The 21,506-nt window shown below is 59.9% G+C and carries 20 protein-coding genes; 6 read left to right on the forward strand and 14 right to left on the reverse strand.

Features of this window, described 5'->3' with window-relative positions:
* The coding region (locus AC1ECN_RS34900; RefSeq protein ID WP_477955572.1) for a PfkB family carbohydrate kinase at positions 1-400 on the reverse strand (400 nt) is incomplete at its 3' end.
* A gap of 3 nt (positions 401-403) precedes the next feature.
* Entirely contained in the window at positions 404-1,204 is an 801-nt protein-coding gene (locus tag AC1ECN_RS34905) for a beta/alpha barrel domain-containing protein (protein WP_018073131.1), read from the reverse strand.
* 245 nt (positions 1,205-1,449) lie between these two features.
* Here AC1ECN_RS34905 and AC1ECN_RS34910 point away from each other — a divergent pair, with 245 nt between their 5' ends.
* A complete protein-coding gene (locus AC1ECN_RS34910; protein ID WP_024319763.1) occupies positions 1,450-2,211 on the forward strand; it encodes a DeoR/GlpR family DNA-binding transcription regulator in 762 nt (253 codons plus the stop codon).
* Between the two features lie 92 nt (positions 2,212-2,303).
* Here the strand turns inward: AC1ECN_RS34910 and AC1ECN_RS34915 are convergent, their stop codons facing one another.
* Positions 2,304-3,122, reverse strand: coding sequence for a sugar phosphate isomerase/epimerase family protein (locus tag AC1ECN_RS34915; protein WP_130714052.1), 819 nt, complete (start codon positions 3,120-3,122; stop codon positions 2,304-2,306).
* A 285-nt stretch (positions 3,123-3,407) separates the two neighbouring features.
* Between AC1ECN_RS34915 and AC1ECN_RS34920 the strand changes: the two genes are divergently transcribed.
* Positions 3,408-4,556: a Gfo/Idh/MocA family protein gene (locus tag AC1ECN_RS34920; protein WP_130665745.1), complete on the forward strand. Its 1,149-nt coding sequence runs from the start codon at positions 3,408-3,410 to the stop codon at positions 4,554-4,556.
* A complete protein-coding gene (locus AC1ECN_RS34925) occupies positions 4,553-5,488 on the forward strand; it encodes an alpha/beta hydrolase (RefSeq protein ID WP_130663301.1) in 936 nt (311 codons plus the stop codon). Before AC1ECN_RS34920 ends, AC1ECN_RS34925 begins: the two co-directional genes overlap by 4 nt.
* 18 nt (positions 5,489-5,506) lie before the next feature.
* Here AC1ECN_RS34925 and AC1ECN_RS34930 read toward each other — a convergent pair whose 3' ends face one another.
* On the reverse strand, positions 5,507-6,541 hold the full coding sequence (locus AC1ECN_RS34930; protein WP_130682891.1) for a LacI family DNA-binding transcriptional regulator: 1,035 nt from the start codon (positions 6,539-6,541) through the stop codon (positions 5,507-5,509).
* A 583-nt stretch (positions 6,542-7,124) separates the two neighbouring features.
* Between AC1ECN_RS34930 and AC1ECN_RS34935 the strand changes: the two genes are divergently transcribed.
* The 3 genes from AC1ECN_RS34935 (at position 7,125) to AC1ECN_RS34945 (ending at position 10,250) form a co-directional block, all read left to right on the forward strand.
* The gene (locus tag AC1ECN_RS34935; protein WP_477955576.1) at positions 7,125-8,372 is read left to right on the forward strand and encodes an ABC transporter substrate-binding protein; all 1,248 of its coding nucleotides are present in this window, start codon (positions 7,125-7,127) and stop codon (positions 8,370-8,372) included.
* A gap of 88 nt (positions 8,373-8,460) precedes the next feature.
* A complete protein-coding gene (locus AC1ECN_RS34940) occupies positions 8,461-9,399 on the forward strand; it encodes a carbohydrate ABC transporter permease (RefSeq protein ID WP_018073124.1) in 939 nt (312 codons plus the stop codon).
* A 5-nt stretch (positions 9,400-9,404) separates the two neighbouring features.
* The gene (locus AC1ECN_RS34945; protein WP_018480632.1) at positions 9,405-10,250 is read left to right on the forward strand and encodes a carbohydrate ABC transporter permease; all 846 of its coding nucleotides are present in this window, start codon (positions 9,405-9,407) and stop codon (positions 10,248-10,250) included.
* A gap of 78 nt (positions 10,251-10,328) precedes the next feature.
* Here the strand turns inward: AC1ECN_RS34945 and AC1ECN_RS34950 are convergent, their stop codons facing one another.
* The 10 genes from AC1ECN_RS34950 to AC1ECN_RS34995 form a co-directional block, all read right to left on the reverse strand.
* Positions 10,329-11,285, reverse strand: coding sequence for a sugar kinase (locus AC1ECN_RS34950; protein ID WP_024319756.1), 957 nt, complete (start codon positions 11,283-11,285; stop codon positions 10,329-10,331).
* A gap of 18 nt (positions 11,286-11,303) precedes the next feature.
* Positions 11,304-12,119, reverse strand: coding sequence for a carbohydrate ABC transporter permease (locus AC1ECN_RS34955; protein WP_003550140.1), 816 nt, complete (start codon positions 12,117-12,119; stop codon positions 11,304-11,306).
* Positions 12,119-13,057 (reverse strand): carbohydrate ABC transporter permease, encoded by a 939-nt coding sequence (locus AC1ECN_RS34960; protein ID WP_018480642.1) that lies wholly within the window; start codon positions 13,055-13,057, stop codon positions 12,119-12,121. Before AC1ECN_RS34960 ends, AC1ECN_RS34955 begins: the two co-directional genes overlap by 1 nt.
* Positions 13,057-14,385, reverse strand: coding sequence for an ABC transporter substrate-binding protein (locus AC1ECN_RS34965; protein ID WP_018480643.1), 1,329 nt, complete (start codon positions 14,383-14,385; stop codon positions 13,057-13,059). Before AC1ECN_RS34965 ends, AC1ECN_RS34960 begins: the two co-directional genes overlap by 1 nt.
* A gap of 55 nt (positions 14,386-14,440) precedes the next feature.
* Positions 14,441-15,118 (reverse strand): GntR family transcriptional regulator, encoded by a 678-nt coding sequence (locus tag AC1ECN_RS34970; RefSeq protein ID WP_024319755.1) that lies wholly within the window; start codon positions 15,116-15,118, stop codon positions 14,441-14,443.
* 7 nt (positions 15,119-15,125) lie between these two features.
* Positions 15,126-16,010: a dihydrodipicolinate synthase family protein gene (locus AC1ECN_RS34975; RefSeq protein WP_130663303.1), complete on the reverse strand. Its 885-nt coding sequence runs from the start codon at positions 16,008-16,010 to the stop codon at positions 15,126-15,128.
* A 113-nt stretch (positions 16,011-16,123) separates the two neighbouring features.
* Complete coding sequence (gene repC, locus AC1ECN_RS34980) at positions 16,124-17,428, reverse strand: plasmid replication protein RepC (RefSeq protein WP_477955579.1); 1,305 nt, start codon at positions 17,426-17,428, stop codon at positions 16,124-16,126.
* A 154-nt stretch (positions 17,429-17,582) separates the two neighbouring features.
* On the reverse strand, positions 17,583-18,584 hold the full coding sequence (gene repB, locus AC1ECN_RS34985) for a plasmid partitioning protein RepB (RefSeq protein ID WP_477955580.1): 1,002 nt from the start codon (positions 18,582-18,584) through the stop codon (positions 17,583-17,585).
* A gap of 3 nt (positions 18,585-18,587) precedes the next feature.
* Entirely contained in the window at positions 18,588-19,781 is a 1,194-nt protein-coding gene (repA, locus tag AC1ECN_RS34990; protein WP_003550127.1) for a plasmid partitioning protein RepA, read from the reverse strand.
* Positions 19,782-20,053: 272 nt separating this feature from the next.
* On the reverse strand, positions 20,054-21,367 hold the full coding sequence (locus AC1ECN_RS34995; protein WP_130682895.1) for a hypothetical protein: 1,314 nt from the start codon (positions 21,365-21,367) through the stop codon (positions 20,054-20,056).
* Positions 21,368-21,506 lie beyond the last annotated feature (139 nt).

Consider the following 21,506-nt stretch of genomic DNA (forward strand, 5'->3'; position numbering starts at 1 on the left):
GTACCGGGGCCTGCATCAGAACATCGTCGGGCAGCGCATCCGACGTGCCGTGCAGCACATTGTCGTCATAGGCGATGAACCGGTCGCCGTCGGGACCGACCGTGATCACGGAGCGGATCGGAGCGGCATCCGCGTGGCGGGGAGCCAGCGATATGTCGACACCGTCGCGCTCGAGCTCGCTGCCCGCCATGTCGGCCGTTGTCTCATCGCCGAGCCAGCCGATGAAGCCGGCGCGACCGCCGAGCCGGGCGACGGCAACAAGAGCCGTCGCCACGTTGCCGCCATGGTCCGTGGCGCGCTTCGTCACCTTCCCCTTGCCGGCCGTCAGCCCCCGATCGACATAGATGATGTCATCGATTGCCAGGGCGCCGAAGCCCAGAACCTGGAAAGGGGGCGACACGTCTCAAGCACCGGCCGCCGCCAGCGCATCCTCCGGCGCCATCCCCTTGTGAATGACGAATTTGAAGGCGCGCGCGGCCATGGTCGTATCGCCGTGACCCCAGAGGTTGCGTCCGACGACCGCGCCTTTGGCCCCAGCGCGCAATGCTTCCGACGTCTGGACGAGCGCCCCGAGCAGCGTATCGGTCTTCGGGCCGCCGGCGATCACGACCGGAACCGGGCAGGTCGCAACGGTCTCGCGGAAGGATTCGAAATCGCCGGTATAGCCCACCTTGATCACGTCGACGCCAGCCTCGAAGCCGATGCGCACCGCATAGGCAATCTCATCCGGGGTGAATACGATCTTGCCGCCGTCGGAGAAATCACGGGGATAGACATGGGCGACGACCGGCATCTCGAAGCGGGCGGCGGCGTTGACCGTATCGGTGAGCCAGCGGATGTACTCTCCTTCGGTGGCGCCGCGCACGGGAATGGCAACAGCCAGAGCGTCCGCACCATAACGCACCGCGTCCTCCGGGGTCGCGATGAGCTGACGAATACGGTCGTCGGCGGTGAAGCAACCGCCCTGAATGACGAGCGCTGCCTTTCCGGCATATTCCGACCACAGGTGGCGCGCCGCGCCAGGCTGGATACTGATGTAGTCGGGCCCTCCCGCCATGACGCGTCTGAGCGCACCCGGCAGGTCGGCAAGCCCGCCCTCACGCACATTGCCATAACCGACAAAATGATCGACGGCGCCTCCGAACAGATGGCCCGATGGGTTCGAGAACAGGCGTGCGAGGCGGACTTTGGTTCCGAGACCCATGGCGATACTTCCTTTGTGATTGCCGGCTTTGCGATTGCTGGCGCCGATGCTGAGGAAACCCTAACTCGAAAACAAACAAATATTCAATATTTCGATTTCTTTCGTTTTTACATCAATGATGAATTTTTGACGTGCATTTTCGTCATCATGCGGCTATTTTTGTAGCACGAGCCGTAGGATAAGGCGGCGAACTTTCGTTTTTCAAAAGTCATATGGTCGCAAAGGGCGGCAGGTCGGGATCACATATGCTTGCAGAACAAAGGCGGCAGCAGATCATGCTGGAACTTCAACGGGTCGGTCAGGCCCGCACCCGCCAGCTCGCGGAATTCTTCGAAGTCTCGGAAGTGACGATCCGCTCCGATCTCGAAATCATGGACGCGAAGAAGCAACTGATCAAAACGCATGGCGGGGCAATTGCCCTGCCGTCCGACTCGCCCGCGGCGGCCTTCGAGGAACGCATGCAACGCAATTTCGATGCAAAGCGACGCATCGCCCAGATGGCTGCGCGACAGATCATCGACAATCAGTCGATCGTCTTCGACAGCGGTTCGACGCTGCTGCAGGTGGCCATGCAGATGCCCCCGGTCAGCAACGTCGTGGTTGCGACAACGGCAATGAACATCGCCCAGCATCTGATGTACCGGCCGGGACTCGACGTGCACATGATCGGCGGCCGCGTGTTTCCTAGCACCGTGAGCACCATCGTATCGGACTCCGACAAGGCGGTCGGCGGCCTCGTCGCCCACCAGGCCTTTGTCAGCGCCCACGCGATCGATCAGGCCTTCGACGTCGTCGATGTCTCCGAGGACATTGCGCGGACAAAGCGCAACCTGGTTCGCATGGCCCGGCGTGTCGTCCTCGTGGCGGATTCGAGCAAATTTGACATCGGCGCCTCCTCCAAAGCCTTCTCGCTATCGCGCGTCGATCTGATCATCACGGACAGCAACATGCCGCACAGCATTCGCCACCGGCTGGACAAGCTGGGCGTGGAGGTTCGCTACGCGTGACCTGCAGTCCACCTGTCCATTTCAGAAGAGAACCGGGAGAGACTTTGGCGCGGGCCGAAGGCCCCGGCCGATGCCGGGGAAAACGAGATGGGCTAAAATCCCAGACGTCGAAGCGTCTCACGGTTCGCGCGAACGGCGGCGGCAGGATCGGTTCCGGCATGGTCGGATTCTTCTTCCACCACGATCCAGCCGATAAAGTTCGGCGCATCCCGAACGGCCGAAATGACGGGGGGCACGTCGCAGACGCCTTCGCCCAGCATCGCCCAGATCCCGCCGGCGTCGACATCCTTCAGATGCACGTAACGGATACGGTCCCGGTGGGCCGCCAGCGTGTCGCCGATCTGCTGGCCGCCACGCAGGATATGGCCGGTATCCGGCACCCAACCCACTCCTGGATCCAAGAGAGCAAACAGGCGATCATAGTCGTTCCGGGTGAAGAGCAGCGTATTGTGATGCGAGGAAGGATGGACAGCTACAGTGACCCCAGCCGACTGTCCGATCTCGGTCGCACGATTGTAGCACTCGGCCGCAATCGCGAATTTCTCATCGCGCGGACCATCCGAGACGACCGTCGCCGATCCCATCGATACCATCGCACCGGGAAAGTTCACGGCGAAATCGACCCATCGCCGCGCAGTGTCGAGATCGGAGGCAATCTTTTCCGGCACCGTGAAGCCGCTGGCGGAGCCGAAAGCAAAGGAGACCAGCGCCAAACCGGCATCCGTCAGTGTGCGGGCAAAGTCGGCAGGCTTGAGCGCGTAGTGACCAATCATCGTATCGGTGATTTCGATACCGGCATATCCACCGTCGGCGACGGCGCGCACCAGATCGTCCGGACCGCCGTTCCAATCCGTACCCAGCATCTCCCAGGTGAATGTTTGGCAGCCGATCCGCAGCTCAGCATTTTTCATATCTCGGTCCTGACCTATTCGTTGATGACAGCCGATACCGAAGCCGGCGGCTTCCCCGCGCGAGCAATCCTCGGGGGCTTCGCCGGCCTTGCCGAAAACCCCTTCCGCCGGGAGAGGCGGCCGAAGACCGGAACGGCGGGCTCTTCAGCAAGGATTGCGACGCCAGCGTCTTGCCATTACGTACGGTCAAATGTTACCGTGCGTCAATATATTTTATTCCTTGCGATTAAATTGTAACGCGCCCCTCAATCCTTCGCACTCGCAATCGCAAAATCAGGTTCTTCGATGACACAGACCAATGGTATGAAACTCAGGATCGGCGTGGTGGGATGCGGCAACATTTCGCTCGCCTATATGCGCAACGCGCCGCTGTTTTGCGGCGTCGAAATCATCGCCTGCGCAGACCTCAACGCAGACGCCGCCACGCGCCGCGCGGCCGAGTTCAATTTGCGCGCCGCTGACGTCGATAGCCTCATCGACGACAAGAACATCGACCTCATCCTCAATCTGACGATCCCGGCTGCACATTTTGACGTTTCGATGCGGGCGCTGTCGGCAGGCAAGCATGTCTTCACTGAGAAGCCGCTCGGCGTCACGGCCGCAGAAGGACGCCGGTTGGTGGATGCCGCCGCCTTAAAGGGCCTCATGCTCGGCTCGGCGCCAGACACGTTCCTCGGGGCGGCAGGACGCCATGCCCGGCGGCGAATGGAAGCCGGCGCCATCGGCAAGCCGGTGACCGGGACAGCCTTCATGATGGGACGCGGCATGGAGCACTGGCATCCGGATCCMAGCTTTTATTATCAGGCCGGCGCAGGCCCGGTCATGGATATGGGGCCTTACTATCTGACGATGATGGTCAATCTGATAGGGCCGATCCGCCGTGTGCAGGCCGTCGCCACAAGCGGGCAGGAAGAGCGGCTCATCACGGCGGAGGGACGGAAGCAGGGCACCACGTTCAAGGTTGGCACGCCGACCAGCGTGCTGTCGCTGCTGGAATTCGATTGCGGCGCTACGGTCACCTTCGGCACCTCCTGGGACGTCTTCCGCCATTCCAACCACCCCATCGAGCTCCACGGGACCGAAGGCTCGCTGCGCCTGCCCGACCCCGACAATTTCGGCGGCTCCGTCGCGCTGTCCAGCCGTGGCGCGCCCTGGCAGGAAACGGATACATCAGGCGACCTCTTCGGCGCCGTCAACTGGCCGATCGCAGCGCCGGATCGTGCCAACTACCGCATGCTTGGCCTTGCCGATCTCGCGCGCGCAATCATCGAAGGCCGTGCGCCGCGTGCTTCGGGCGATCTCGCGCTGCATGTGCTCGAAGTCATGGAAGCGATCCTGCGTGCCGGTGAAACCGGTGTCGCGCAGACCATTGCGGGTATCGTCGCGCAGCCAAAAGAATTGCGGGAAGAAGAAGCGAGGAGTTTGCTGGCATGACGCAACTCGACGAATCCGCCAAACGCGCGCTTGCATGGCCTGGCGATCCACAAACGCCGGTCGAAAACTGCACGCCGGCGCTGGCGCGGCAGCAATATCTGGACAGTTTCGCAGACATCCAGCGGCCGCTCGAAGACGTGGCCGAGATCCTGGAAAGGCATGCGGGCGCCATCCGGTTGAAGATATGGCGCGGACGATCCGCGCCGCGCCAGGGCGCACCGGCCTTGCTTTATCTCCATGGCGGCGGTTTTGTGATCGGCGCGCCGGAAACCCATGAGGATATCTGCCGGACGCTTGCCAATATGGCAGGCGCCGTCGTCGTTTCGCCCGACTATCGCCTGGCCCCGGAACACCCCTTTCCGGCAGCGATTGACGATTGCGCCGCCACACTCGTCTCGATGACGGAGCAGGCGGATGCGCTCGGTATCGATCCCTTGCGAATTCTCGTCGCCGGCGATAGCGCCGGCGGCAATCTGGCCGCCGTCGTCGCCCTGCTGGCACGGGACGGACAGGTGCCGGCTGTCATCGGACAGGTGTTGATCTATCCGGTGACCGACCAATTGCAGGCAAGCGACAGCTACTTGCGTTATGCGGAGGGTTACGGCCTGACGGCCGCAGCGATGCAATGGTTCCGAGACCACTATCTGCCGGAAGCCGCGAGCAGGCCGGATTGGCGCGCCTCGCCGCTGCGCGTGGCGTCGCTAGCAGGCGTGGCGCCGGCCCTCGTGATCCTTGCCGGATACGACGTGCTGTTCGACGAAGGGGCCGCTTATGCCGAGCGGCTCAGCTTGGAAGCGCAGGCCACAAGCCGGACCTGGGCCGGACAGATCCACGGCTTCGTATCGAAGCGACGGGCCATTCCGGAGGCGCAAGAGGCCCTTGAAGCCATTGCTATGGCCTGGCGCACCATGGACCCTGGGCTTGCCCGTTGAAGCGCAACCGCGACTGACTCAAGCCGAGTCGCGCATAACAAGCGTCGCTTCGAGGATCACCCTGTTCGTCACAGGGGTCGTTCCATCATCCTCGCTTTCGATATGCGCCAGCAAAAGCTCCACGGATTTCGCGGCGATCTCCGGCGCGTTCTGGGCCATCGTCGTCAGCGACGGACAGGTATATCGGCTCAGCGGGTGATCGTCGTGCCCGGCGATACGCACGTCGCACGCGTCACTACGGCCGATTTTCAGTCCCGAAGCGAATGCGGCAGCCATCGCACCGAAAGCAAAGCGATCGTTGGCGCATAGCAGCGTTTTGCCGGGAAGACCGCCATTCGCAAGAATTCGCTGCATCTGCTCGTATCCGAGACGCTCGAATTCCCAAGAGGGTGGTGCGTCGCAATCGATGACCAACGGAGCATGCCCTTCCTTCGCCATGGTCGCGCGGTAGCTCTCCTGCCGCTCGCCGGCATTTTCGGTCAAATGCGGAATTTCCAGGAAGATCGGTGGCTCACCGGACCGGCAGAGATATTGCACAATGGCTGCCATGCTTTGCGCGTTGTCGTTGCCGACATAGGGAAGGTCGGCGCCGGCAGGGTTGTCGAAGCAGACGACGGGGATTGCGCCGCTTAGTCTTTCCAACGCGGAACGGCGAGAACCGGCCCCGAGCGGCGCCACGATCGCACCTGCGACCTTCAGCGACAGCAAGGTTCGCACGGCCTCCGCTTCGAGTTCCGGCCGCGTGTGGGACGAGATCTGGACAGGCCAGAATCCCTTTTCGCGCAACTCCAGCTCGATCAGCGACACGACCTGCACATAAAAGGGATCCGACATGGTCGGCACCAGAATGCCGATATTCCTGGTCCGCTTGCGATTAAGGTGCCGCGCGAAAAGGTTCGGCTCGAAATGCGACTTCTTGAGAGCCGCCTCGATACGCTTACGGGTCACCTCCTTGATCTGCGAGGGATCATCGAAATATTTCGACAAGGTCGGACGCGATACGCCGGCGGCGGTCGCGAAGTCGTCCATCGATTTATAATTCTTCTTGGCCATTCAATTCCTTACTGGCGGGATGACGACACTGATCGGGAATGATTTCGCACTCAACGGCAGATCCGCCGACGCGCCTAATCACGCATTCGGCAATTTGTACAGGTGATCTTCGTATCCTGAATCGTCGAAAATCAACGCGTAAGCCGGCGTGATCCGTCATTTTTGGTGCGGGGCCTGCCCTCCCTTTCGAAAATCGAAATATTCCCTTCACTGCGACTTGCGCCGTATGCGCCGTCTGCGCCGCGTGGTTGCAAAAGGCGCTTGTTTCAGCACCCCAAATTCCAAAATTTGCAGTGAAGAAGCCGAGTTCCACGCTTTTCATTTTGTTGGGTAAACTTTCATTTGTTTACGAAAGTAAAGAAAAAATGCGTCACAAGCAATACAAATGCTGCAGAAAAATACTGATGATGTCAATCAATTTTATTATTTTTTATCAATGATTTAACTCAACACGCGCCGTGAATGCCGGCCTGCCATCTTTTCCCGACCGCAGTTCTTCATTGACAGATAGGGGCTTCAGGGAACCTACTTTGCCTACGATCTTGAGGAGGATCGATTAACTGACAATCTTTGGGAGGCACAGATGAATATCAGAAAATTCGGCGTGACGATGCGGGCTGCCGTGGCGGTATGGGCGCTCTGCGCCACATCGGCGTTTGCCGACACCACCATCGAGTTCATTCAATGGTGGGAACCCGAAATGCCGTCTGGCGCCCTGCGCGGCATCATGAACGATTTCGAAGCCAAAAACCCCGGCATCAAGGTGACGCTGGTCAGCGGTCCCTATGCCACGACGCGTGACCAGATTGTCGTCGGCGCCGCCTCGGGAACGCTGAGCGACGTGGTGGGCCTCGATGGCGCCTGGGTAAACGGGCTTGCCAAGCAGGGTGCGATCGCCTCGATGGACGAGCTGATGGAGAAGGCGAAGTACGACAAGAGCCAGATCACCGATATCGTCAAGGTCGATGGCAAGAGCGTGATGTTCCCGCTGGCATCCTTCGTCTATCCCGTCTTCGTGAACCTGGATATCRCCAAGGCGTCCGGCGTCGACAAGCTGCCGACGACGCGCACGGAATTCGCTGAAGCCGCGAAGAAGATGACCGACGCCTCGAAAAACCAGTATGGCTGGGTTCTGCCGCTGTCGTTGCAGTCTCCGAGCGGTATCCAGAACGATGTGATGTCCTGGGTCTGGGCCTCCGGCGCCTCGATGATGAAGGACGGCAAGCCTGACCTCGAAAATGATGCCGTCGTCGGCACGCTCGACTATCTCTCCTCCCTCAACAAGGAAGGCGTGATTTCTCCCGGCATTTTCGCCAAGAAGGAACAGGACAAGGTCGAGGAATTCGTCAACGGCCGCGTCGGCATGATGGTCGATTCACTCGCGCATGTGAACCTCATCCGCGAGCGCAATCCGAAGCTCAAATTCGGCATCTCCGCCTTGCCGGCCACTGATGGCTACACCGGCAAGCGCGGCATGCCCTATGCCTCCTGGGGCATCGGCATCAGCGAGGGCAGCCAGCACAAGGAAGAAGCCTGGAAGCTGGTCGAATACCTGATGAGCCCTGACGTCAACGGCCGTCTGGTCTCGATTGCCAACGCCTTCCCCGGCAACGTCCATGCCAAGCCGGACTTCGTGGCCTCGGACCCGATCTTCGCGGAAGCTTTTAAAATCTTCCAGAGCGGCTATCCTGCGAACGAATTCGTCGGTCTTCCGGTTGCCGAAGAGCTGATGCGCGACATGAACGTCGAAGTTCAGAAGATGTTCGACGGCGGACAGTCGGCCAAGGATGCAGCTGCCAATACCGAGAAGGCTTGGCTCGCGAAGTTCTAAGCACGTCGCTTTCACGGATCACCGGCAGCGCGACCTGGCGCTGCCGGTGTAAGTCGTCAAATCTCGGCAGAACGGGAAGTCACAGCTCATGAATCATTCCGCTCCGGCTCTCGTCGCCGCGCACGCCAAGCCGCGAAGAAAAGCAAGACTTCGTTACAGCACCTTGAGGAAGCTGGTGCCGTATTTCTATGTTTCGCCGGCGACCCTGCTGCTTGTTCTGCTGATGCTGTTTCCCATGGTGATGGTCTTCAAATATTCATTGATGGACGGCGCCATCATGAAAAAGGACGCCGCGTTCGCAGGCGTGCAGAATTATCTGACCATCTTCGAGAATCCCGTCTTCTGGCAGTCGGTCGTACAGACGCTTTATTTTACGATCATGAGCGTCGTCTTCCACTTCATCATCGGCTTGGCATTCGCGCTGCTGTTGAACACCAACCGCGTCGATCCGCTCATTCGCAGCATCCTTCGTGTGCTGTTCATCCTGCCCTGGCTGTTCACGGCCGTCATCATCGCCATCATCTGGCGCCTGTTGCTCGACCCGAACGGCGTCGTCAACAGCGTGCTGATGGCGCTCCATATCATCAACTTCAAGGTCGAGTGGTTTTCGTCGACGCGCACCGCCATCCACGCTTTGACCTTCGCAAACATCTGGGCAGGCTATCCGCTCTACATGGTCAGCCTGCTCGCCGGCCTCCAGGGCATTTCGAAGGAGCTTTACGAGGCAGCCGGTATCGATGGCGCGAACGAACTCCAAAAGTTCTGGTACATCACCATTCCGCAGTTAATGCCGATCATCATCAGCATCGCGCTCCTCGATTTCATCTGGACGATGCAGGTCTTTCCGCTCGTCTGGATGACGACGGGCGGTGGTCCGATCTATTCGACGGAGGTGCTCTCCACCTTCACCTACAAGCTCGCCTTCTCCCAATATGAATTTTCACTGGCTTCGGCGAGCGCAATGATCATCCTGATCATTTCGATGAGCGTCACCTACTTCTACATCAAACACCAGCAGCGCAGGTGACCGCCATGGCAAAACGTTCCTTCAAGAACTCGGTCTTGCCGACCATCCTGACCTATCTCGGACTGGCGATCGGCCTGGTCTTTTCGGCCTTCCCGATCGTGTGGATGTTTTTCAGCTCGCTGAAATCGAATACCGAAATCTTCGCCCTTCCGCCGCGGCTTTTTCCGCAGGATTTCACGGTGGCCGCCTATCTGACGATCTTCAACGATCCGGTGAAAGTGCGGTTCTTCATCAACAGCTACTTCGTCGCCGGCGTCGTCACCGGCCTGACCCTCGTCGTCGCCATCGTGACCGCCTACGGATTCAGCCGCTATCAGTTCCGGTTCAAGAACACCTTGAACATCTTCATCATCAGCACGCAGACCGTTCCGCCGATCACCCTTCTCATCCCCTATTTCGGAATGGTGGTGGCCTTCAGGATCTTCGATACTTATCTGGCGCTGATCCTCACCTACATGGTCTTCACGCTGCCCTATGCCATCCTGCTGATGACAGGCTATCTCAACACCTTGCCGAAAGAGCTGGACGAGGCCGTCCTTGTCGACGGCGGCTCGAGCTGGACGGCGCTATGGCGCGTCATCGTTCCCGTCTCCATCCCGGGGATCGTCGCCACCGCGGTCTACACGTTTCTGCTAGCCTGGAACGAATTCCTCTTCGCGCTGACGCTGACGAAATCGATGAACCTCAGAACCGTTCCGATCGGTATCCAGCTTCTGATGGGCCAGCACGCCTTCGAATGGAACGAGATGATGGCGATGAGCGTGCTCGGTTCCCTTCCTCTTCTTGTCCTTTACCTGGTTGCTCAACGCTACTTCCTGGCCGGCATGACAGCCGGCTCGGTCAAAAGCTGATGGAGCGCTGATCCTAAACTGGCTTTGACAACGCATGCCGCAGGCAGATCGCTTCTCCGATACGCCTGCCCGCCACTACTACCGTCCAGCGCTCCAATCCCGGAGAGCATTGCGGACTTCGGCTCTTGTGGGGGCACCGATACGTCCGCCGAACACCTGGCATTTGAGTGCCGCCGCCATGGATGACAAGCGCATCGTCTCTTCGATCGGTAAGCCTTCCGCAGTGGCCAGCGCAAAAGCGCCATGGAAAATATCGCCGGCTGCGAGCGTGTCGACGGTCCTCACCTTCGGAGCCGCAAGATGGACAATTTCGCCGGTTCGGTCGTCGAACCAGAAGCAGCCGTTTTCGCCGGCCGTGACGCTGATGAAGGCATGCTCGAACTTTCGCTTGAGAAGGCCGACGACCTTCACCAGCTCGGCCGTTCCGGCAAGCCGCTCGGCGGCCGGCTGCGAGAACACAATGTGGCTGGCCGCCGGTGCCAGCATCTCGATCACGCCATCGCCTGCGACGTCGCCATCGAGAATGGCCGGCTTTCCCGCCTCTCGGGCGGCCAATAGCGTCCGCAATGCAAGCTTCGGCCACCGCACGTCGACCAGCACCGCATCGAAAGCAGAAACATCCTGTTGCGTGACCGGCTTGACCGTTTCGTGCAAGCCCGCATCGTAGAAAGGCACGATCAAGCGCTCGCCCTGATCATCGACAAGGATCGTCGAGACGGCCGAGCGGGCGGCTTCGACGCGCACCACGCCGCTCGTGTCTATGCCGCTATTGCTGAGGTCGGCAATGATGCGTTCGCCGGTGTCGTCATTGCCGACCGCACCCCAGAGGCTGGCATGGCCGCCCAGTCGGGTGACCGCAAAGGCGGCACTCGATGCCATGCCCTCGGCGATCTGCAGCATATCATAGGGCAGAATTTTGCCCTGGCCGGTGGGTAACGAGCGCACGCGAAACAGTGTGTCCATAACCGCAGCGCCGACACACAAGACGCGGCGCGCCTGACCGGGAGGCTGTTCGAAGGCAGCAGAAGTCGTCAAAACCGTTGTCTCACCAGCTCACTTGACGGCTCCGGCCGTCAGGCCCGCCACGATCTGCCGTTGCGCAAACACCGTCAATATCAGCACAGGCAAGGTGACGATCAACGCCGCCGCCGCCAACGGACCCCAACTGACCTGCTCGAACGAGAGCATGTTGTAGACCGCGACAGGAAGCGTGCGCGTCTCGCGGCTGGCAAGCACGATGCCGAAGACGAAGTTGTTCCACGAGAAGATGACCGACAGTATGAAGGCAACGACGATGCCCGGCCTTGCGATCGGCAAGGCGACCAGGCGGAAAACCTGCCAGGGTGTTGCGCCGTCGATGCTTGCAGCCTCCTCCAGCTCCATCGGCGTCGTCTCGAAATAACCGATCATGATCCATACGACGATCGGTACAGTGACGACGAGGTGGATGATGATCTGCGGCATGAGCGTGCCGAGCAGGTTCAGCCACTGGAACAGCAGGAAGAGCGGGATCAGGAATGAAAGGCCCGGCGTCATGCGCGCAATCATGATGACCATGGCAGACTTCTCGGCTTTCAGGCGCGCGATGCCATATCCGGCCGGCACGCCGATCAGCAGCGCCAGAAGCGTGGCCGCACCCGTCACCAGCACCGAATTCCAGAGATAGAGGAAGAAGTTGTTCTCTTCGAAGACCTTCAGATAGTTCGACCAGGCCAAGCGCTCCGGAATGAAGATCGGCGGATAGGCGCCGTTGTCGATCTCATATTTCAGCGACAGCGAGATCATCCAGAGGAAGAACAGGACGACGGGCGAGATCATCACCAGGGCAACAAACAGCAGTCCGATGCGATCGAGCGTCTTGCGCTTCATCAGCGTGCCTCCCCGTCGGACCAGTTCACGCGCTGCCGGAGCATCATAAGGACGAAGGAGAGCAGGACGATGAGGATGAAGAAGACAACCGCCATGGCCGAGCCATAGCCGATATCGTAATAGGCGAAAGCGGTGTTGTAGAGATAGATGTTGATCGTCTCCGACGCCGTGCCGGGACCGCCTTGGGTCATGGCATAGATGATGTCGAAACTTTTCACCGCATCGATGCTGCGGATAATCACGGCAATCATCAGGAACGGCGCGATCATCGGCAGCGTCAGATAGCGGAATTTCTGCCAGACATTGGCTCCGTCGATTTCAGCACTTTCATAGGGCTCGCGCGGAACCGCCGCCAGACCGCCGAGCACGATCAGCATGATAAGCGGCGTCCACTGCCAGGTCTCGACCAGCACCAGCGACGGGATGACGCTGCTCTGATTATAGATCCACTCCTGCGGGCCGATGCCGACGAAGGAGAGGAGATAGTTGAGGACGCCGAGCTGCGGATGGAACATCATCGTCCAGACGAGCGCGATGGCGACGGGTGTGGCCATCATCGGCATCACGAATATGCCGCGTATAAGACCGCGCAGCGGAAATTGAGCATCAAAGATCAGCGCCGCGAGCGTCCCCAGAAAAAGGGGAACCACTACGGAGAGCGTCGTATAGAGCACAGTGTGCCACAGCGACTCCCAAAAACGCATGTCGGTGGCGAGGCGCGCGTAGTTGTCCAGCCCCGCAAAGACCTGCGATTGGCCGAGCGTCCAGCTGTTGACGCTCATCCAGACCGTAAACACCCACGGAAAGACGATGACGGCAGCTATGACGATGAGCGCCGGGATGACGAAGGGCCAGTAGTTAGGAGCAAACCGATCCGGTTTGCTCCTTCCTTTCGACGTCTTGGCCACGGCGGCCGTTTCGATACTTGTCGAGGCCATTATCCCTCGCTTTTTGCCAGGACGGGTTCGAACTGTGCCGTCGCTGCCTTCAGTTCGGTTTCGGGATCGGCGCCGCCGATCATGTTGGTGAGACCGACGCCATAAACGTCGCGGAACTCGGTGACCGGAATAATGACCGGCAGCGCGAGCTGCGAGATCTTGCCGGAACCGACGACGGCATCAAGCCATGCGCCCGGCATTTTGACGCCTTCGCGGACCTTCGCGTCCTCGAGGACGGACTGGCGGAAAGGAACCCCGGCGCCAGCCTGCAGCAGACGTGCGCCCATTTCATGCGAAATCGCCCATTGGCAGAAGAGATACCCGGCTTCTTTTTTCTGGCTTGCCGCGACGACGCCAAGCCCGTCGCCGAAGGTGCCTGCGGCCTGTGCCTTCGGACCTTTCGGCATGATGCCGTAACCGACCTGGCCGACGACGCGCGATTTTTCCGGATTCTCGATCGGCGGCGCAAAACCAACGCCGTCCAGCCACATGCCGATCTTGCCCTGCAGGAAGGCCGACTGCGCCTCGGCCCAGTTGAAGCCGGAAACGCCGGGAGGGGCTGTCTTGGTCATCAGTCTTTGATAAAGCTTGGCCGCATCGATCGCTTCTTGCGACGTCGTGCGCAGCTTGCCATCGGGGCCGAGCGGGCTCGAACCATATCCGAGCAGCAGCGACGTCCAGACCGGCGTATTGGCATTCTTCAGGCCGCGGGCGACGAAGCCGTAGGTGTTGCTCGAAGGATCGGTGAGCGCCTCCGCAGCACTGGCGAGTTCTTCGAACGTCGTCGGGTAGGCAAGCCCCTTCTTCTCGAAGAGCGCCTTGTTCCAATAGATGATCCAGTAATCGACCGAGAATGGAAGCGAACGCAGAACGCCGTCCGGATCYTTGGCAAAAGTCAGGCCGGCTTCGGCGAAGTCGGTTTCTACCAGAGACGGGTCGGTCAGAGAGGGGTCCTTGAGAAAACCGCCGATATCGGCAAGCCAGCCGCCCTTTTCGAACTGCCGCTTTTGGACATGATAGCTCATGTGCACGACGTCGAAGCTCGGCTTGCCGGAGCTCAGCTCGATGGTCGTCTTCTGTCGCTGCTGTTGTTCGGGCGTCGCTTCGGCATTGACCTTGATGCCGGTGAGCTCCTCGAATTCGGACAGGTACTTCAGCAGTATTTCGCTGCGCGGGCTCTTGACCAGGTTGACTTCGAGCGTCGTGCCGGCAAAGCGCTTCCAATCGACGGCAGCCGACGCCAACCGCACGCCGAGCATGCTGCTGGCGCCAAAAGCGGCCGTACCCGCCAGAAAGCCGCGCCTCGTCGGATTCAAAAACGATGACATGTGGTACCTCCTCCTTTTGCCGGCGATCTCCTCACCCCCGGCTGTTTATTTCCGATTATATCCTCAGCGCACGATCTCTTGCGTGATTGATGTGTGCGACAAGGCTGTTGACGGCGTCCTCCGCCGATCGTCTTTCGATCGCCTCGAGCACTTTCAGATGCTCGCCCATGACAGGTCCGACGTGACCATCGATGCGAAAACGATCCTGACTGATCAGGCGCATCTTGATCGAGTTCACCCGGTAGGCATTCGAGATGATGGTATTTCCAAGGGCATCGATAAAGGCGTCGTGCATGCCCCAATCGACAGCTTGCGCGTGCACTTCCAATTCGTGCGATCCATCGCCGTTTCGAATGGCGTCGGCGATATCCCGATGCTGCTTCAGGAGCCCGGCGATCGTCTCGTCAGACGCAGAGCGGGTGAAAAGCGCGACTGCTTCCTTCTCCAGGAAGACGCGCAGCTGGAACGCCTCGCGAATGAGGTTCAGGTCGATATGAGCAATCTGCAAACCCCGCTGGGGGACCGTCTTGATCAGCCCTTCGGCTTCGAGCCGCGGGATGAGTTCGCGGATGGCGCCGAGCGTCAGCCCCGTCAGCTCGACGAGGCGGCGCTGCGAAACGAACTGGCCGGGGCGCACGTCACGCGCAAGAAGGTGGCGTGTGAAGCTCTCATACGCCTTTTCCCGCAGTGTCGGCTGCTCGTCCGTTCCGTCCATCACCTCTCCCAGAAACATGTCCGACCTATGCCGCTTTCGAGCGGAAAAGAGTGTCGAACGCAAGAGCGAGTTGCGCCTGCCCATCGCCGGATATTGAAACGAGTGGTGGGCGAACCGCAAGCCAGATTTCATCCGACGTCAAGTGAGCCACCATGGCCTTCACGGCAGCGGTCACCGGAAATTTCAGCAGTTCGTCCACGAAATCCTCGATGCGGGAATCGTCCTTGCCTTCCTCTGCCATCAGCTTGACTTCATGGGGTACGAAATTCGCCATGCCGGAGATTGCACCCTGGCCGCCAAGCCGCACGCCCTTCGCCAGATGACGTTCGTCCCCCACCAGGATGACAAGATCGCCATGCGCCTTCAACAGCGCTTCCGTGAACGGCCAGTCGCCGGAAGAATCCTTGACGCCCGTGACGATATTGGGAAAGGCGGTCCGCAGTCGGCCGATCAGCGATACGCTCAGCGGGACCATGGTGACCGAGGGGATGTTGTAGACGATAATGTCTCGCGCCTTGTCGCCCAGGATGGCGAAAACAGCCGAAAACCACTGGAAGACGCCGTCGTCACTGACGTTTTTGAAGTAGCAAGGGGGAGCAAGAAGGATATTGCGGGCTCCCTCGGAAAGCGCATGCCCGGCCTGCATCGCAGCATCCTCGGCCGCGTCGACCAGTACGCCGACGATGATTTGCTTTGCTGCTATCCCATTATCAAGCATGGAAGTGAGGACACGTTCACGTTCCTGGGTTCCTATGGAAGAACCTTCACCCGTCGTCCCGAACAGCGTCACGCTCGAACATCCGGCAGCGAGGCTTCGCCGTGCCTGCTCGATCATCGCCTCGATCATGATATCGCCATGGCTGTCGAATGGTGTGGCGAGAGCGACTGAGAGCCCGAATTTTTGTGTCAAATATGCCTCCTCCCAATTACCGGCTCAGATGTAGCAGACTAACATGTTAGATGTAAAGCGGTGATTGCACACCGCCTCGTTACACGATTGTCGCGGCCGTGGCTTCCCTCCGGTCAACTGGCATGCCTTGCTGTTGGCCCATTCGCCCGCACGAGCGCCATCAGCATCGGGCCGATCGCAAACTCACCCCTCTCGGTCCTTCGGGTCAGATCTCTGAGATAGCCGCCGGGCGAGTTGATGTGCCCTCCCCTTTCCAGAATGCAGGCAATCACGGTGGCGGCATTTTCCGGCCCCATGCCGGAGCAGGCTTCCTCATAGGCCGAGGGACTGACGCCGAGCATCGAGCGCACGACGACAGCGGCCGACATCAGATCTCGCCAGTTGCCGATGCTTCCGCCGGGCCCGTAGTCGAGAATACCGGGGCAGGCCTGGAGGACGAGGCCGAGCGGGAAGGATTTCAGGCTATGCCCGGCTCCTGGATCGGCGGCCCCCCCCGCCTTGTTGCTCATCCCGCCGGAAGGCTTCGGTTGTTTCAGTCTTTGCTCGTCCGGCGATCCGGCATTCGGTTCAAGATCGGCAACTGCCCGTTCGCCCTGCTTCGTTTCGAAGCTTAGTTCAAGTTCATAGGTGGATTTGGGATTTGAATTCTGTTTGTGCTGCTCATTCTGAGACTCATTGGCGTCTATTTTTTGTGTTTTTATCTGCCTTTCCAGCAAGTTGACGACTTCAGCCCGCAGCAATCCCATCTCATCGACCAGCGGAGCCAATTCTTCTGCGGTCGCCACGCGCGGAATCCGGGCGAGGAGCGTTCGAAACATCACTGAAATGCCTTCCCAATCACCGGAGACCTCTTCTTCGAGGGCCGTCGCAATCAGCTTGGAGATGTCGCGCCGGCAGATGGTCAACCGTTCCCTGATCGCGCGCAGCAGTTCCCGGTCGGCAACCGCCTGGGCGGCCAGGTTTTCGATTTCGACTGCACGCGCCAGAAGCGGTGCCACGCTGAACCCGAAGGCCTCGCCGACGGTCCCTGCCCTGTCGCGGCGCGCATAGCGCTTTCCGTTCGGGCTGTCCTTGCGCAGGATCAGGCCGGCCTCGACCAGAACCCCAAGATGCCGCCTGAGGGTCGCCGGCGTCATGCCGCGGGCGCGCAGCGAAAGTTGCGCATTCGACGGGAAGACAATCAGGCCCTTCTCCTCGGAAATCTCGTCGTCTGGGTAGAAGGTCAGAAGCGCGTCGAGCACCGTCAGCGCCCGATCGGTGACGCCAAGCGCCGGCCGCGCCTCACAGATCGCCCTGAACAGCTTCCACTTGCTGCGCTTCATCCCCGGCTCGATGGTCTCGGCCAGTTGCTGGCTTGCCAGCATGCCAAGTGACATCGGCCGCCGCCCAAAGGGCGTCGTCACATATCCACTCTCCATTTGCCTTCACCTTCGTTCAGGCAAAAGAAAACCATCCACCAATTTGGTGCCTAAGACGCTTGACTGTGATTCGGGGAAATGCGATTCTCGATGTGCTTAAGATCTGAGAAGGGCTTCCACGACGGCGTCGTTGGGGGCCTTTTTCTTTTGCGCGCTACGCTCCTCTGTCCTTATTGAACTCCTGGAACAGGCCCTTCAGCCTTTCCTGGACGAATTGATCGAAACCGGGTGCGGTCTTGCCGTCGAAAACGAAGGTTGCACCGGACGCTGTCTTTTTGATCATGACAGGCACCCCATTAACCTGGGTTTTGGCCACCGCTGGCTTCGGCGCAGCCGTCTTCTTCGTTGCCAGAATGAGTGCCCGCTGAAACCGCTCGTCGCTCGAAATTTTGCGCGCGTCGTCCGCGGACAACTCCACGATGATCTTCTCGACGTCGGCTTTCTCAAGCCGCTCGCCCAATTCCAACCATCGCCGGYGGCCGATATCGGGCGCGGCGCCGATGGCGTTGACGAGCGTAAGGGGGACCTGTCGGATGACGATCAGCATTCTCGACAGCGCCGCCTTATCCACGCCGAGAGCCGCCATAATGACATCGCGGCCAAAGCTGCGTTCCTCAAGCCTCGATGCAAAGAGCGCGCGTTCGATGTAGGAGAGATTGGTTCGAGCACTGTTTTCCTGTCCCTGGCTGACGACCAGCTGACCGTCGGTGAGATCACGGACGACCGCGCGCACCCTGATGCCGATTTCTCGGGCGGCAGCCAGGCGTCGATGGCCGTAGGCGACCTGATAGCGTCCCCTGGTTTCGGGATGCGGGCGGACAAGGATCGGAACCTGCTGGCCATGCTCGCGGATCTGCTCGACAAGCTGCGCAAGTTCGGCCGCGTCGATCGCCAATCGATCGCTGACGAAGGAAGCATCGATCAGTCCGGGATCGAGTTCGACGATGGTCTGGCCGGCAGCGAGCTGCCGTTCCAGCTCACTTGCCCGCTCCATCTTCTCGGTAATGTTGCCGAGCGTCTTGGTAATGCCGCCGACCGGCGCCGCACTGCGCTCCTGCGGCACGAATCCCGCGATCGGACGATTGTCGCGCGGTGCGACTGCGTCCATCCTTTCCGGGTTCGGAGCGGAAATTTCGATGAGGTTCTTGCGCGCCATCTGTTATTTCCTTCCCCAGGTCGAGCGAATATGCGCCTCGATCTCGCCGTTCACGAGGTTGAGGGACTCCAGAGCCCGATCGTAGGTTCCGCGTGTGAACTGCGATCGCTCGACCTCGTAGAGTGTCTGCTTGGTGACGCCGGCGTCGGCGACCGCCGTCGACTTCACCATGGCGTTGTGGAGCATTCGATTGCCAAAGATCGCCCGCATGAAGCCGGTCATCTGGCTTTGCGGTCCGTCGTTCGGCTCGAACCGCGTCACGAGATAGCGCATCCAGTCATAGCTGGTACGCCCTCCGGCCTTTTCGACGACCGACATCAACTCACTTGTCATCGTCAGAAACTGCGACATCGACATGACATCCAGCATCTGCGGGTGGACCGTGATCAAGACCGAAGTGGCCGCGCAGAGCGCCGACATCGTCAGGAACCCCAGCTGCGGCGGGCAGTCGATGACCACAACGTCGTAAAGGCTTTCGATCTCCGTCAGGACTTCGCCAATGCGGGCAAAGAACATCGTCTCCGCCGTACCCGACGCCATCGCCTTCGGCGTCTCGTGCTCGAATTCCATCAGCTCGAGATTGCCCGGAATGAGATGCAGATTGGGCGTGTAGGTAGCGCGCACGATGTCGGCGATGGGGCGCGGCTCCTCGTATCGGATCGCACCGTAGATCGTTTCGCCCTCTCCGACGTCGAACTCCGGCTGATGACCGAACAAGGCGGACAAGGAAGCCTGCGGATCGAGGTCGACGGCGAGCACGCGGTAGCCCCTGAGCGCCATGAACTGCGCCAGATGGGCCGCAGTGGTGGTCTTGCCCGAGCCACCCTTGAAATTCATGACGGAGATGATCTGGAGCTTTTCCCCCGGCCGGCGGGCCGGCACATATTTCGGCGTTCCGTTTCGCTCGTCGAGGACCCGGCGAATCCGGTCCATGTCCGTTGCACTGTAAAGCCGCCGTCCGTTTGCGAGCGGATCGGGCCCATGGCCGTCGGCGGCTACCTGGCGGAGATAACCTTCGCCGATGCCGATAAAGGCCGCAGCTTCCGCCGGCGAAAATGTTCTGATGGTCTTTTGCGAGAGCGGGGGAAAGATTTTTGCCTGATGCTGCTGAAGTTGATAGGATAACTCCTTCGCATCTGTTGCCAGAAGCGATGGGAGGTGCTCTTGATCGTCTTGAAGAGCAAGACTCGGCTGCATGATCTTTTTCCCAGGTAACTGCGCAATTTTGAACGAAAGCGCTTCAGTTGCGCAGTTACTATATGCCTCGATTCGTTACCAATTTACAAATGCTTAACCAAACCGTCAGTTTCGGCCCATCGAGACGGCTGACGACATGAGCCAGATTTCAAGTGATTCGCGCGTTGCCGATGACTCGAAGTCACTTATACCCACGGTGGCTTTCCAGCCGACCGGGAGGCAATTGCGTCGCCGTATAAGCCCGATTTATCAATAGCTTGGGCGCTGCCTCTCTATTTCCCATCGTCCTTCAGGTAGTTGTTGCCGTTGATCACCAGAAGCCCGTCGGAACCTTTGTCCGGCTCGAATATGCTCATGGTCTCGGTCTTACCGCTCACGTCGGTCAGGTCGAGACGATAGCCGGAAAGCTTGTAGCGTCCGCTTGCGCCCGGCCGGTTGCTTGACGTGGTGACGCCCGATTGCGATCCGCCGATCTCATTCGTCATCGAGGCGCCCGACCAGCCTGCGCGTTCGAAAGTACCGTTTCGATGAAGCCTCAGCGTATGGCTGGACGCCACCGATCCCGATGAGGTCGCGGTCATCCCGCTCGAGGCGAAGGTGGATACCCATTCGCCGTCGAGCGTCGTGCCCTCATCAAACGGCGGCACGGCGCGGTGGTCTGCGTCGGCAATCACCAGGTCCTCACCTTTTTTCGAGAATGTCTTCGTCTCGATCTCGATCGTGCCGTAGGCAGAGGTGACACTGCGCATTTCGATCGACCCGGCGGAGGAGAAAAAACCGCCGCCGGTAAGCGTGTAGAGGCCGCAATCGGTCGGGGTCTCCTTGCAATGTTCGGTGATGCTCCGGCCGCCCTTCGGCAGTTCCGTGCTGAACAGCCCCTTCGGGTCGAACGTGGTGATCGTGCTGTCCGAATAGAAATCCATGCCGCCAAAGACATTCGGCCGGAGACCGGTATCGAGATGGGTGAAGACGCCGTCCAGCCCGCCGTCTTCGCTCGCCGGCACGAGATCGAAATCCTTGTCGGAAGGATCAAGCTTCACGGAGCGCACGAGGGTTGCGAAATCGGCCTCGGCACTTCTGCTTCTGTCACCGTTCACATTCAGCAGCACGAGCTGCAGATAGGCCTGCTGCCTGTCGCCGGCGACGCCGACGACGATCTGGCTGATGCTGACGTTCTTCTGATGAACGCAGCAGCGTTCTTCCACGCGAATATCGTAGCCGTTCACCGTGACTCCGTAATGTTTGACCAGGATATCTTCCTTCGCCATGTCGGGCAGCGTCGCGACGAAGGTCTTCATGCCGGCCTGCAGGGAACTGCGCGCTGCCGGGAGCGGCTTGGTGATCTGAATCAAAGCATTGCCGCGCTTGTCGTCCTCCGTTTCCGGAAAATCTTTCTGCAGCATAAAGAGATTGCCCTTACCGGCCTTCCTCCAGCCGGTAGCGGCATCGGGCAGGGTCACCGTCAGGCCGCCGATTTCGGCGGGCGCCGCCAATGCCTGAGAGCAGGGCACAAGGAAAAAAAGACTGAGAATGACGCCCAAGGCTAATCTGCCCCGGCCAATCCAATGAAACTGCGCGCTTCCCATTACCCCTCCCCGGCTTCGATGACCGCCGACGGGATTTGGAGCCGGGTGTGTGCTTTTCAACCCTGGGGTTTGATGAAGGTTTCTTGAACGCTTAGCCAACGCTCCACTAAACGGATTACTCACGACGCCACGCCACACC

The sequence above is a fragment of the Rhizobium sp. 01N447_2 genome (assembly GCF_056399245.1).